The sequence below is a fragment of the Marinobacter sp. 1_MG-2023 genome (assembly GCF_030549045.1).
Lineage (GTDB): Bacteria > Pseudomonadota > Gammaproteobacteria > Pseudomonadales > Oleiphilaceae > Marinobacter.
In genome coordinates this window covers 249702-263898 of record NZ_JAUOST010000001.1, presented here as the reverse complement: position 1 = coordinate 263898, position 14197 = coordinate 249702, and the positions used below count along the sequence as shown (strand labels likewise).

Here is a 14197-nt window from a genome sequence, read left to right as displayed (position 1 = left end):
CGCAAATCACAAGAGCAATACAAGGCAGCATTAAATGCAGCAAAAATGGTCGCGACATCTGCGCTATACGCTTGCTGGCCTCGCAGGCACCACCATTGCCGGCCTGTATACAGGGTACCCGGTTTACGGTCTGACCGCCGGGCTGGGGATATACACGCTCTGGACGCTTGGCCAGTCCCGTCGCCTGGCACTATGGCTGGCAGATCCAGGTGCCTATAGCGAGGCACCGCAAAGCCTTGGGCTCTGGGGCGACCTCTTCGACAGATTGCACAAGCTTAACCAGAACTACCTGGAAACGCGGGATCGACTGAGAGCGCGAATAGACCGTATACAGGAATCGACCAACGCCATGCGAGACGGCGTCATCATGACCGACGCACGCGGCGCAATGGAGTGGTGGAACGGGGCAGCAGAGCACCTCCTGGGGTTTCGTCGCAATACGGATCGGGGGCAGTATGTCTATAACCTGATCCGTACACCGGCGTTTACCTCATATTTTGATGCCAAAGATTACCGCGAACCTCTAGAGCTCCACTCCCCCGCGAAGCCTCACATTCATCTGCAAATACAGATCAGCCTATTCGGGGACGATGACCGCCTCATCGTCGCAAAGGATGTCACTCGCCTGCACCAGCTGGAGCAGATGCGCAGAGATTTCGTCAGCAATGTGTCCCATGAAATGCGAACTCCGCTGACCGTCATCAGCGGCTATCTGGAGACTCTGTCAGACAGCGCCGATGAACTCCCTCCGAAATGGCAGCGGGCAGTCAACACAATGGCCACACAGTCCTTCCGCATGGAGGCGCTGATTACCGACCTCATTCTGCTATCCAGAATCGAAACCGGCGAACAGACCATGACCGATGCACCAACAGACGTTGGCGCACTGGCCCGGCAGATTTGCCAGGACGCCCGGACACTCAGCGGCGAAAAACAACATGAAATCATCTTCCAGGCAGCGGATACACAGAAGTTGAAAGGCGATGAAAATCAACTACGGAGCGCGTTTTCCAACCTGATTTTCAATGCCGTCAAATACACACCCGCCCATGGCCAGATCATCGTATCCTGGTACACCAACAGTTCCGGCGGACACCTTTCGGTAAAAGACACGGGGTCAGGTATTGATGAAATTCATATTCCCCGGCTGACCGAACGTTTTTACCGTGCCGACCCCAGCCGACACAAGGAGACCGGCGGCACCGGGCTGGGCCTGGCGATCGTCAAGCATGTATTGATCAATCATGATGGCAGCCTGGATATAAACAGCAGGCTTGGTGAAGGCAGCGAATTCGTGTGTCATTTTCCGCCGGAGCGTCTGATTGAAGTCCCGACAGAGTAGTTCTTATTCTTCCCTGGCAGAGAATGTCGCTTAGCGCTTGCCAGCCCGGAAGCGGGCAACGAACCGGGACAGGTTTTCCATCTTTATCGGATCCTCATCCACAAACCGGATAGTGACGCTCACAAAGTCGGTATCTCTGCGTTTATCCACCGCCTGCAACTGGTGTACGTAACCGTTCAAGCGCGCCACCTGTCCGTCGCCAGTTTCAATATCAACCACCGCCTGCTCCAAAATGCCGGGAAATGCCTGATCCCGTTTCGCAATAACCCGCACCTCCGTCAGGTTGATATCCTTGACCACCGATTTCAGAGTACTGTCTGCAAAGCGCACCGACGCAAGGTTCATACTACGTTTGCTCGCCACTGGCTTTGCGCCCCCAGCAACCGGCGGTGCAACGACACCTGTTGCTGGAGGAGCCTCCGGAGGTGTCGGTTCCCGTTTTTGAGTAAGCAAGGCCGCCGACTCCTTGAACGCATCCGCCGGTCCCGCCATGGATTTACCACTCTGGCTCATGGCGGCGGCCAGAGTGTTACCCATAACCTTGATGATTTTATTGCTCAACCCCTCCGGGCTGAAGGGCTTGCCAAGATACTCGGACACACCTTCTTTCACAGCCTCGATCACGTGGTCCTTATCGCCCCGGCTGGTAATCATAATGAAGGGTACTTTCTGGTACTGGGGCTGCTGGCGCATCCATTGCAGCAACTCGAGGCCAGACATCTCCGGCATTTCCCAGTCACATAAAATCAGATCAAACGTGGCCCGCGACATAAGCGACTGCGCCCTGCGGCCATTCTGCGCATCGGTAGTTTCAATAACCGGGAAGCGCTGACGTACCGTTCGCTTGACCAGATCTCTTACAAAACTGGCATCATCAACCACCAGCGCTTTCAGCGTTGCCATGTATTGAACTCTTGTGGATATATCGCCCAACTATAGAACAAACGCCCCCGTGGAAAACCCGCAAGCTACAAAAAACCACAAACTTCAAACGAAAAAACAGCTGGGGCAGCAGTGCAAACGGGCTTGAAAGCAGTAAGTTAAAGAACTGTCACTCCCGGTGGGTCTGTAAAGTGTTTCACGGGCCTGAAAACACGCTAACATGGGCTGAGTATCGTCCACACTTTTATCCTGACCGAGGTTTCGCGTGCTGACCAAGCTTGCAAGGATTCTGCCCAACCGGCATATGGCGTGCCGTCTCTCTGTTTTCGCGCTTCTTAGCATCACTGCCCTGCCTGCAACCGCTGAGGAGACAGCCAGTGAAGACGCTGTGAAGACGCCCGATGGCTTTGAAGAGTGCAAGCTGCAGCTTCAGGAAAAAGCCATCGCTGCGGGAGTCAGCGCACAAACGGCTCAGGAAGTAATGACAAGGGTCCAATATATAGATCGTGTGATAGAGCTGGATCGCAGACAACCCGAGTTCACCACCACCTTTGCAGACTACCTGAACCGTCGTGTAAACGACGCCCGAGTGACCAAAGGCCGCGAACTGATCAAAGAGCACAGCGCCCTGTTGGCAAAAGTTACCGAAGCGACTGGCGTACCAGCACCCTACCTCGTATCTTTCTGGGGGCTGGAAACGAATTTCGGCAGCTATTTTGGCAAAATGTCAGTGCCCGATTCCCTGACAACTCTGGCCTGCGATGCCCGTCGCAGCACTTTTTTTACCGAACAGCTGATCGCCGCACTGCGCATTATTGATGAAGGGGCCATACCGGTAGAACAAATGGAGGGTTCCTGGGCCGGCGCCATGGGCCACGTACAGTTTATGCCTACCGTATTTCTCAAACATGCCGTCGACGCCGATGGCGATGGGCGCCGCGATCTCTGGAACAGCCTGCCAGACGCCATGATGTCTGCCGGGCGGTTTCTCGAGTCCATGAATTGGGATGGAGACTACCGCTGGGGCCGGGAAGTGTTGCTGCCAGAGAACTTTGACTATTCGCTGGCCGACGGCCGGCGTCTTGAGCTTAGTAAATGGCGGGAGCTAGGTATTACCGATGCGTTCGGCAACCCCCTTTCCCGGGAAGATATTACCGCCGCACTGATTGTCCCGGCCGGCCACCAAGGGCCCGCATTTCTGGCCTATCACAACTTCAAGGTAATCATGGGCTGGAACCGTTCAGAGTTCTACGCCATTGCAGTTGGCCACCTGGCAGACCGTATTGCTGGCACCGGAATCCTTCAGAATCCACCCCCGGAGGACACTCCGGCGCTGTCGAGAGACACAGTTCTTGAGCTTCAGACCGCCCTCAACGAGCGTGGATACAATGCCGGCAAGCCAGACGGCATTACCGGCCCCGCAACCCGCTCTGCTATCCGCAAGTACCAGCATGATGAGGGACTGATCGCTGATGGCTTTCCTGGGCAGGAGTTGCTGGACAAGCTTGAGGTAAATGCTCCTCAGTAACTGTCGAGATTCTTTACGGACTGAAAAGCGTTCAACGTCAAGTTGTTGTTATTTAGGCCTTTAAATTTATGGCATGAAAATAGCTTATTGGTAGCAACATGCGACACAAACTAAGTGTGTTGTTCCACTATTTAAAGCTTGGAGTTATGCCATGAAGATGTTGGCGAAAGGATCCTTTGGTGCATTGCTGCTGACAGCCGCTATGAGTGTTGCGGCGTTTCCGGTTGATGTGACATCCATTGACGGCGTTTTTGAAAACGCTCTGAAGAGCAACGGCAGCTTTGCCGATGGAAACAACTCCAGCACAATCAGCTGGGGTAATACCGGTGGCCGTAGGAATCCAAAGCCGCAAAGCAGCTACAGTTTTACAGGCGCATCCCCTCTGCCAATTCAGATTGTTGATGATTCTGCTTTCAGTCTTGGCTCACTGACCCATACAAACGAGCAAATCACCGGACCAACATTAACCTCCACTGATCTCGCGATAACTCTTGGCTTTTCTGGATTTGGTGAGACGGGTGCGCAGAACGGCACGTTCCGGTTTGCCCATGATGAAACAGTCGATAACGGTACGAATGTCCAGTGCACCAGTTGGTTTTTATTTTGGTGTGTGAGAGAAACGAACCTGGAGAACGGCGCAGTTGACGATACCGTTACGCAAACTGGCGCTACGGTTACAAGCTCAAGCTTCGTTCTTGGCGGATTCGAGTACACTTTGGAACTTCTTGGCCTGACTGCTAACGGCAGTACCGCTGAAGGTTCAACACGCAGTTACGATCTGCAAGCTAAGCTCAACGCCTCTGCACTGCCTGTCCCAGAGCCCGGCACTCTTGCCCTGCTAGGCCTTGGCCTTGCCGGCCTCGGCATGGCACGTCGCCGCAAAGCCTGATTGGCTTGACGCACTGACAGGAGCTCCAGGGCCCTGTCGTGCATGCAGCACAAAACCGACACCCCGCGCTTTATACAGGCCCGGGGTGTCAGTTTTTTTAACGCCTGTCTTTATTGGCAATTCCCTCTAGCCGTGATCTGAAATCCTATTCCGCGCATAATACTCACTATCACTCTCTACCTTCACGGAATTCATGGACTCAATCACACAGGCAGCTCTTGGTGCCTCCATAGCGGGCGCGCTTGCGGGCAAAACTCTCGGGCGACCCGTTCTGTTCACCGGCGCGTTGCTGGCCACGCTCCCCGATCTTGATGTGCTGATTGATTACGGAACGGCAGTCGCTAACTTTACCCAGCACCGGGGTTTCAGCCATTCACTGTTCGTACTGGCACCTCTGTCGATTCTGATAGCCGGTCTACTCTGGCGCTGGAAGCCAGAACCGGGGTTCCATCGCTGGTTATTGCTCACTGCGTTGATACTCCTGACGCACCCGCTACTGGACACTTTTACCACCTACGGCACTCAGCTTTTCTGGCCTGTAGGCAGGCCGCTTGCCATCAGCAGCATCTTTATTATTGATCCCCTGTATACGCTCCCTCTGCTAGCTGGCTGCGCCGCCTTCCTGTTGCGTCCTTCTGCACTACGAGCCATAACAACTGGCCTGTTTCTTTCCACTGTGTATCTCGGCTGGTCGTTTGTAGCTCAGCAAATCATTACCGAGCGTGTGCAGCCTGCACTCGCCGAAGCCGGCTTTGCGGGCGCTGAACTCCTTGTTCAGCCCATGCCTTTCAACACGGCGCTATGGCGCGCCACGGCCATCACTGATCAGCACAGGGTGGAAATCGTTACCGGCTTCCTGGATGGCGACGCGCCCTTAACGCTTGAGTATTTCCCCCGACAGCCAGAGCTGGCGAGCGCCGTCTCGCACTTACCCGAAACCCGTCGCCTGGAATGGTTCACCCGAGGATTCCTCGATTACACAAAAAATTCAGACGGTGAAATCACCGCGACCGACGTTCGTCTGGGCATTCCCGGGGCACATCCTTTCAGCTTCATACTGGCCAATGAACAGAATGGCGCGATCACCCCGGGCAATGGCGGAAGAACGCAGAGGCCAGCCTTGAATACCAGCGCACTGCCTTTACTCTGGGGCCGGGCCACCGGAGTGATCCCCGTGCTCTGCCTTGCCAGCCTTACAACGCCAGCCGTCGGCCAGGAGTGCTGAAAACCATGCGTCTTGATCAATTTATTGCCACAAGCTCACTACTCTCGCGCAAAGAAGCCAGGCGCGCCATACATGCCGGCAACGTCGAAGTAGACGGTGAGGTCTGGAAAGATACAGGTAAACATTTGCCAGCCGGGGCCCAGGTTGTGCTGGAAGGCGTGCCGCTATCGCTGCCGGGGGAGCGCTATCTGATGCTTAATAAGCCTACGGGCGTTGTCAGCGCAACCCGTGACAGCGAGCACCCTACAGCGCTGGACCTTCTGCCACCAGAGCTGACCCGGAACCTCCACATCGCCGGCCGGCTGGACGCCGACACCACCGGTTTACTGCTACTGACAACCGACGGCCAATGGTCCCACAGAATTACCTCACCGCGGGTGGAGTGCCCGAAAACCTATCGGGTGAGCTTGAGCACGCCCCTTGCAGAATCGGCTATAAAGGAGCTGGAAACAGGTCTTATGCTTCACAACGACCCAAAACCTACAAAGCCTGCACAGGTGCGGATACTGGAAGAGAAGCTGATTGAGTTGGTAATTTCAGAGGGGCGCTACCATCAGGTCAAACGCATGCTGGCTGCGGTGGGCAGCCATGTGGAAGCTCTGCACCGGCAAAGTATAGGAAGCATTACTCTGGACCCGACGCTGGAGCCCGGAGATTACCGGGAGCTGACAGAGCAGGAAATTGCCTCGGTCGGCTGAACTCAGGTGCGCTCGAAGCGTTGGGCTTTCAGGTTCTTGCGCACAGCCCCTGCTTCGAACACTTCCCCGTTCATGGCGATATAGACCCCCGGCGACAAAAGCTGCACGGCTGCCCATGCAAAACCGATATTAAAGACAGCATCGCTCCGGCGCATCCGGGCTGGTTGCATGGCACCCGTAAAGACAATGGTTTTGTCGCTCAGTGATGACAGAACCTGAGCGGTTTCAGCCATGGTATCCGTGCCGTGGGTAATCAGAATGCGATCGTCCCCGCAGCCCGCGACGGCATCAAGAACCTGATCGCGGTCTTCATCAGTCATCTCCAGGCTGTCTTTGCGCAACAATCCCTCCAGGTGATAACCCTTGTGGATATTGGATTCTGCCAGGAGCTCCGGTATCAGGGACTCACCGATTTCAAACTCGCTGTTGGCATCGAAATACACTTTGTCGATGGTGCCACCCGTGGTGAAAATCCGGATCATAGGGCTTCTTTCCTGCTCAGCTTGCTGTGCGCTCTTTGGTGCATTTTAGTTCAAAGCGGCGGTAGTGCTGCGAACCTTGGCGTCATAGGCCGCGTTCTTTTCCTCTGCGTATTGTCGAGCAGCCTTGGCTACCTGCCCACTTGCACCGGTATCCAACCAGCGTTTGATACGCCCGGCATCCCCCATGGGCGACCGGGTGCCCAGAGAATCCAGAAGAACCGTAACCACGGCCTTGCCGTTCATTTGGGAAATCATCACCAGACATCGCCCTGCTTCCGAAAGATAGCCGGTTTTGCTCAAACCAACCCCCCAGCTTTCACGGTGTACCAACGCGTTGGTATTGCCGAAGGATAAACTGTACCGGGGCTCGCGGAACTGGCCACGAAAATAATCGGTAGTGCTGTACTCCTTAATCTCCGGATAGTCTGCGGCCGCATTAACCAGCCTTACCAGATCTCCCGCAGTTGAGAGATTTTCCACCGAAAGCCCGGTCGGGTCCACAAACCGGGTGCCCATCATACCAAGGGCTTTTGCCTTGGCATTCATCGCCTCAACGAAACTGTCGAAACCACCCGGATGGCTTCTGGCCAGGGTGTACGCGGCAAAATTCTCTGAGGACATCAGCGCAATGCGCAGCACGTCGGCACGACGCATCTGCGAGCCAATCCGGATGCGACTGTAGGCATTAGCCGCAGCCGGCGTATGACGTTTCTGAAACACCAGCCATTCATTCAACGGCGCTCCGGACTCGAGCACCACCAGTGCTGTCATCACTTTGGTAATGGAAGCGATAGGCACGGAGCGATCGGCATTTTTGCCAAAAACCAGGTCATTGGAACCGGCCACTGCTACTGCCACGTTAACCGACGCAAGATTCGGGCCCTGGACACCGGCTTTGCCGGCATCATTTTGTTGGGCGTGGACCAGAACCGGCAGACTGAAGGCCAGCCACAGCAACACCTTCGCCATAGTATTTCTTTTCATCTAGTACGCTCTTATTGAACTCTTATTGAACTCTTATTGAACTCTGTCCAGCCATTTTAATGGCATCAGGGCAGATCGGTAACGGCACCAGTGGATGCAGAGCTTACAGTACGGGCGTATTTTGCCAGCACGCCCCGGGCAAAGCGTGGCTGGGGTGCCACCCAGGCGGCACGCCGACGTTCAAACTCCTGCGCTGATATACCCAACTCAATGCTGTTGGCTACCGCATCAATGGTGATTGTATCGCCATCCTCAACCAGCGCAATGGGGCCACCACTGGCAGCTTCGGGCGTAATGTGGCCGACCACAAATCCGTGGCTACCGCCGGAAAAGCGGCCGTCAGTGATCAATGCCACATCGTTGCCAAGCCCTTTACCCATAATCGCTGACGTCGGGGTCAGCATCTCCCGCATACCCGGACCACCTTTTGGTCCCTCGTAGCGAATTACCAGCACATCGCCGGCAACGACCGTACCGTCCATAATTCGGGCCTGGGCTTCCTCTTCCGAATGAAAAACTCTGGCGCGACCGGAAAAGTGGGTGCCTTCCTTCCCTGTAATCTTGGCAACCGACCCCTCTGGAGCGAGATTACCGTAGAGTATGCGCAAATGACTGTCGGCCTTAACGGGGTTGTCGAACGCGTGAATAATGTCCTGCGCCTCAGAATAAGGCGCAACGCGCTCAAGGTTTTCCGCCATTGTCTGCCCGGTTACCGTCAGGCAATCCCCGTGAAGCAAGCCCCTATGCAAAAGCATCTTCATCAGGGGCTGGATGCCACCAATCGCCACCAACTCCGACATCATGTAATGCCCGCTCGGTCGCAGGTCTGCCAGCACAGGCACGCGCTTCCCGATATCAACAAAGTCCTCCAGGCTCAGCTCAACATCAACCGTACTGGCCATGGCCAGGAGATGCAGAACCGCGTTGGTTGAGCCACCCAGGGCGATCACGACCGTTATGGCATTTTCAAAGGCCTTCCGAGTCATGATATCCGAGGGCTTGATGTCCTTATCCAGAAGATTCAGGACCGCCGCACCGGCGGCCCGGCAGTCGTCAGTCTTGGTATCAGATACCGCATTTTGGGCCGAGCTCCCCGGTAAGCTCATCCCCATGGCCTCAATCGCAGACGCCATGGTATTGGCCGTGTACATGCCGCCACAGGAACCCGGGCCAGGTATGGCTGTTTCCTCAATCTGTTTTACATCAATCAGCTCAAGGTCTCCGCGGGCGTGGGCGCCCACTGCCTCGAACACCGAAACTATGTCTGTGTGATTTTTACCAGGCATTATCGTACCACCATACACAAATACTGATGGCCGATTCAGTCTGGCGAGTCCCATCAGGCAGCCGGGCATATTCTTGTCGCAGCCCCCGATGGCAACCAGCCCGTCAAACCCCTCGCAGCCTGCCACGGTTTCTATGGAATCTGCGATAACCTCCCGCGAAACCAGAGAGTACTTCATGCCCAGAGTGCCATTGGCAATGCCATCGGAAACGGTGATGGTATTAAAAATCAATGACTTGCCGCCGGCCTCATCGGCACCGGCAGAGGACGCTTCTGCCAGCTCATGAATGTGCATATTACAGGGCGTCAGGTTACTCCAGGTCGAAGCAATGCCAATCTGGGGCTTGCGGAAATCTTCGTCGGTGAAACCAACAGCCCGGAGCATGGCCCGGCTGGCGGACTTGCCAATACCATCCACCACAGGGGAGGAGTAACGGCGGCGGTTGTTATCGGGCATGAGCCTCTCCTTGTCATAAATGTTCAAAACCACAGCTGTTGTCAGAAGTCAGCCTGACTGACCTGCATCAAAAGGCATGAGGTTCGCGTGTCTTACACTCGTTCAAAATAACCAAGCCGTGGAGGCACACTATGTCATCACCCATTTCGCCAGCAGCGGCTTGCCCTGAGTATGAATTGTGGCGTCAGGGGTATGGCGTAATCCAGCATACCGAAACTACATGCGACCATGTACAGATTCTCGCATCGCGTCTTGTCGCTGCCGGCCATCAACCCAATACGGCAACCGTCTATCGCAAGCTTGCAGATCTGGATCGGCTGACCAGTGCTGGCATGTGGCTGGTTGTTCACATGACCTATGCAAACCGTGTCGACACCTCCGGCAGTCCGCTGGAGGCAAAGGATTTCAAGTGCAACCCTGAAGGCCATACCGGCGGTTCATTGAACATGGTACCTGCCTATGCGGCTTACCTGGCACTCAACAACCTGACCGGACAGACCCGGAGCTGGTTGATGGGCCAGGGGCATTGCGTAGCGGCTATCGATGCACTGAACCTGCTAACCGGCAACCTGCTCCCGGAACAACACGAACGCTATACGGGCACAGGCGGCCTGTCCCGGATGGTAGCCGATTTCTACAGCTACCAGCAAAAACCGGATGGCAGTATGGCCGCGCCACTGGGTAGCCACGTCAACCCCTATACCGCCGGCGGCATTATCGAAGGCGGCTATCTTGGTTTTGCAGAACTCCAGTACGCGCACATGCCATTGCCAGGCGAGTCGCTGGTAGCCTTTCTTTCCGACGGCGCCGCCGAAGAGCAACGCGGCAGCGACTGGGTTCCTCGCTGGTGGCGAGCGGAAGACTGTGGACTGATCACGCCCGTGATGATCGCCAACGGTCGCCGTATTGAGCAGCGCACCGAGCTGGGTACCCGCGAAGGGCTTGAGCGGTTCGAGGCGCACCTGGCAGCCCGGGGCTTTGACCCCTTCCGGTTTGACGGACGCGATCCGGCTGCGTTCGTTTGCGCTCTCGCGGAGATGGAACATTCACTTGAGTATCGTGCCGGCCAGGCGCTCGAGGGTGAACTGAACTATCCGGTTCGTATTCCCTACGGCATCGCGGAAACCGTCAAAGGCTTCGGCTTTTACGGAGCTGGCCTCAACTCTGCTCACAACCTGCCACTGCCGGGCAACCCGCGCATGGATGTTCGTGCCCGGGAGCTGTTTCGTGAACATGCTGCACGACTCTGGGTAGCCCCGGACGAACTTGCAGACAGTGTGCAGCGCCTGAAAGAACACCAACAACAGGGGCGACCTCCAGAACGGGATCACCCTCTTGCAAGACGCGACCCACCAGATCCTGTTATTCCCGCGATAGCGCCAAGGCGTGACCAGGTTTCTCCCATGCTCGCGGTGGATGATTTTTTCCGGGCTCTGGTCAAGCAAAATCCGGATCTCCGCGCCCGGGTAGGCAACCCTGATGAACTTGCGAGCAACCGACTGACCGGCGTTCTGGAAGATCTGAAGCACCGGGTAAACGACCCGGAGAACTCTTCAGAGTCTGTGACAGGCAAGATCATCACTGTGCTGAATGAGGAGTCCGTTGTTTCTGCCTGCCTTGCAAATAAAGCCGGTATTAACCTGGTTGCCAGTTACGAAGCCTTCTGCGTGAAAATGCTCGGCGCCATCCGGCAGGAACTGATTTTCTCCCGGCACCAGAAAGCCGTTGGCCGGCCCGCTCGGTGGCTGGGCCTGCCGGTTATAGCCACATCCCATACCTGGGAGAATGGCAAGAACGAGCAATCCCATCAGGACACCAGCTTCTGTGAGAGCCTGCTAGGAGAAATGGGCGATGTGTCGCGGGTCATCTTTCCTGCCGATTACAACAGCGCTCTTGCGGTTCTTCCGTCAGTCTTTTCGGGGCGAGGCAAAATCAGCTGCATGGTGATTCCGAAGCGGGAGCGACCTTGCGTTTTTGATGTTCCGGAAGCAGAAGCACTTGCCCGGCACGGCGCACTGGTTGTGGATGAAGACACCTCGGGCGGAGAACCGATACTCTTGATCGCCAATGGCGCCTATCAGCTATCCGAAGCCATTCGCGCCTGCGATCGCCTGCGTGAAACCGGCGCGTCTTTCCGCCTGGTGTATGTGCAGGAACCGGGGCGCTTCCGCGAGCCAAGGGACTCCCTGGAAGCAGAAAGCTGCATGTCGGAGATTGAGCGGGAGCGCCTGCTACCGAGTCGATTGCACCGGAGGGTAGCACTGACTCATATGCGACCCGAAGTATTCCGCGGGCACCTTCACCCGCTATTTCCGGATCCGGGGCACAGCCGGGTGCTGGGCTATATCAACCGGGGCGGCACATTGAACGAAGCCGGGATGTTATTTGCGAACCGCTGCTCCTGGGGCCACACCCTGGCAGCCTGCGCCAGCGTTCTGAACAAGCCACCCGGCGAGTGGCTGTCCAGTGCAGAGCTGGCCGCAGTGGAAGGCCGCGGCGACCCGGCTCTGATCACACGCGGCTTGTCCTGAGGCTCAGCCGGCAACCGGCTCCACCCGCCGGTTGCCGGCACCGGGCCGAACCAGTCGGCTTGCACTGCGTGTTGTGTCTAAGGCGTAGTCACGAGATTTGATGGTGTCGACGAAGTACCAGTCTGCACGGGCTTCCTGGGCTGTGAATGTCACAACCATATAACCACGCTGGTTGATGTTAAGATAATCCAGGTCGTCCACCAGCAGGCCAATCCCCTGCTCGGCGCCAGTAATCTGGCTCTCTGGCAGCTCAAGGTACTCTTCAAGACCCGGCGAAGAAACCGATGCTGCTGCGAACTCGACACCAATCTGGTCGCCGTTAATATCTTTCAGGTTATTAGCCCAGGCGTTATGGGTGTCGCCCGCCAGTACCACAAGGTTTTTGTTCAACTGCTTTACAGTGCCCAGCACCACTTCGCGCTCATACTGATAGCCGTCCCACGCATCGAGATTATAGGGCGCAACAGTCTCAATTCGCGCCAACTCTTCATCTGTGAGTGTGAGATCACCCATTAGTTTTCGACCCTTGAGCTGTGCAAGCTCCCCCAGTTGCTGGGGTAAACCATCAAACTCCTCAGTTGCAATTTTGACGAGTAACTCCGCAGGCAGGTTCATTCGCCCCATCAGTATCTGCTGCCCCAAGACTTGCCAGGTGGCGGTGGAATACCCCATTGAGGCTTGCAGCCAGAGCAGCTGGTCCGCACCTAGCAAGGTGCGGTTCGTGCTCCCGACATCCGCTATAAACCGGGCCTGATCCAACCCGGTGGCCGTGAAATAGTCCTGATAGTCCAGCTGCTTATCCCGGCCCATATGGCGGGTGTCCAACATATGCAGGGCGACCAGATCGCCAAACTGGAAAGTGCGGAAAATGGCTTCGTCGTTGCCCTCAATCACCGGACGGATTGGCATCCATTCAAAGTACGCCTGCAATGCCTCAAGCTTACGCGTACCGTAATCCCCTTCACCGGCATTGTGGTTGTTGGCGCCATTTTCCCAGGCATCGTTGGCCACCTCATGGTCATCCCAGACCACAATAAACGGCACCTTGCTGTGCAGGGTCTGAAGATCACTATCGCCCCTGTAGATACCGTAGCGGCGCCGATAGTCGTCAAGTCTGATTAGTTCAAGGTTGTTGTCAGTCGGGAATGTGCGCCCCAGCGCAGCGGCATCTGCAGCGGCATAACTGCCCGCCTCACTGCTGTATTCATAGATATAGTCACCCAGATGAACAACTGCATCCAGGTCGTCGCGCTTGCTGATTTCCCGATAGACGTTGAAGTAACCAGCCGGGTAATTCGCACAGGAGACAACAGCCAGCCGAACCGAATCTACGGCACCTTCGGGCAAGGTCAGGGTCGTGCCGACGGAAGACTCACTGTCGGAAGTATGGAAGCGATAGTAGTAAGTCTGGCCCGGGGAAAGGCGGCGAACATCTATTTTTACCGTGAAATCGTGGGCCTGCCGGGCCTCTGCAGCACCCGAATGCACCAGGTTTTCAAAACCTCTGTCAGTCGCTACTTCCCAGGCCACATTCACGGCTTTTTCGAGATCTTTATCTGGCACGACTCGCGTCCACAGAACCACTCCGTCTGCCAAGGGATCACCACTGGCAACACCATGGGTAAACACGGTGGAGCGCTTGTCATCACTATCCAATATACAGCCTGCCAATCCAGTAGAGACAACCACAGCCCCCATACCCATCGCAGATGCTTTCAGAAAGTCCCGCCTCGTCAGTCTTTTCATTCTTATTTTCCCTGTGAATTCCCGATACCGGGCGGTAATTGCCCGAAACATAAAGACGTTCGCCTCTACGGCGCCTGCATAGAAACTAGTCCGGCAAGATGAATAACGCATTGCCAAATTGCGACAATGCCATGTCAAATTGCGACAG

The 14197-nt window shown here is 55.9% G+C and carries 11 protein-coding genes; 6 read left to right on the top strand and 5 right to left on the bottom strand.

Features of this window, described 5'->3' with window-relative positions; all coding sequences use genetic code 11:
• The first annotated feature begins 34 nt into the window (after positions 1-34).
• Complete coding sequence (gene phoR / locus Q4606_RS01230; RefSeq protein WP_303594709.1) at positions 35-1342, top strand: phosphate regulon sensor histidine kinase PhoR; 1308 nt, start codon at positions 35-37, stop codon at positions 1340-1342.
• A 30-nt stretch (positions 1343-1372) separates the two neighbouring features.
• Here the strand turns inward: phoR and Q4606_RS01225 are convergent, their stop codons facing one another.
• Complete coding sequence (locus Q4606_RS01225) at positions 1373-2245, bottom strand: response regulator (RefSeq protein WP_303606428.1); 873 nt, start codon at positions 2243-2245, stop codon at positions 1373-1375.
• Between the two features lie 283 nt (positions 2246-2528).
• On the opposite strand from Q4606_RS01225, the gene Q4606_RS01220 reads away from it, so the two are divergent.
• The 4 genes from Q4606_RS01220 (at position 2529) to Q4606_RS01205 (ending at position 6564) form a co-directional block, all read left to right on the top strand.
• A complete protein-coding gene (locus tag Q4606_RS01220; protein WP_303606993.1) occupies positions 2529-3752 on the top strand; it encodes a lytic murein transglycosylase in 1224 nt (407 codons plus the stop codon).
• Between the two features lie 151 nt (positions 3753-3903).
• Positions 3904-4641, top strand: coding sequence for a THxN family PEP-CTERM protein (locus tag Q4606_RS01215; RefSeq protein ID WP_303606427.1), 738 nt, complete (start codon positions 3904-3906; stop codon positions 4639-4641).
• Between the two features lie 193 nt (positions 4642-4834).
• Positions 4835-5866, top strand: a complete 1032-nt coding sequence (locus Q4606_RS01210; protein ID WP_303606426.1) for a metal-dependent hydrolase — start codon at positions 4835-4837, stop codon at positions 5864-5866.
• 5 nt (positions 5867-5871) lie between these two features.
• The gene (locus tag Q4606_RS01205; protein WP_303606425.1) at positions 5872-6564 is read left to right on the top strand and encodes a pseudouridine synthase; all 693 of its coding nucleotides are present in this window, start codon (positions 5872-5874) and stop codon (positions 6562-6564) included.
• A gap of 2 nt (positions 6565-6566) precedes the next feature.
• Here Q4606_RS01205 and Q4606_RS01200 read toward each other — a convergent pair whose 3' ends face one another.
• The 3 genes from Q4606_RS01200 to ilvD all read right to left on the bottom strand — a co-directional run bounded on the left by Q4606_RS01200 (position 6567) and on the right by ilvD (position 9772).
• Positions 6567-7046, bottom strand: a complete 480-nt coding sequence (locus Q4606_RS01200; protein ID WP_303606424.1) for an asparaginase domain-containing protein — start codon at positions 7044-7046, stop codon at positions 6567-6569.
• Between the two features lie 45 nt (positions 7047-7091).
• Positions 7092-8030: a D-alanyl-D-alanine endopeptidase gene (pbpG, locus tag Q4606_RS01195; protein ID WP_303606423.1), complete on the bottom strand. Its 939-nt coding sequence runs from the start codon at positions 8028-8030 to the stop codon at positions 7092-7094.
• A gap of 65 nt (positions 8031-8095) precedes the next feature.
• On the bottom strand, positions 8096-9772 hold the full coding sequence (gene ilvD / locus Q4606_RS01190; RefSeq protein WP_303606422.1) for a dihydroxy-acid dehydratase: 1677 nt from the start codon (positions 9770-9772) through the stop codon (positions 8096-8098).
• A gap of 131 nt (positions 9773-9903) precedes the next feature.
• On the opposite strand from ilvD, the gene Q4606_RS01185 reads away from it, so the two are divergent.
• A complete protein-coding gene (locus Q4606_RS01185; RefSeq protein ID WP_303606421.1) occupies positions 9904-12303 on the top strand; it encodes a xylulose 5-phosphate 3-epimerase in 2400 nt (799 codons plus the stop codon).
• Positions 12304-12306: 3 nt separating this feature from the next.
• Here the strand turns inward: Q4606_RS01185 and Q4606_RS01180 are convergent, their stop codons facing one another.
• Positions 12307-14049, bottom strand: coding sequence for an alkaline phosphatase (locus Q4606_RS01180; protein ID WP_303606420.1), 1743 nt, complete (start codon positions 14047-14049; stop codon positions 12307-12309).
• Positions 14050-14197 lie beyond the last annotated feature (148 nt).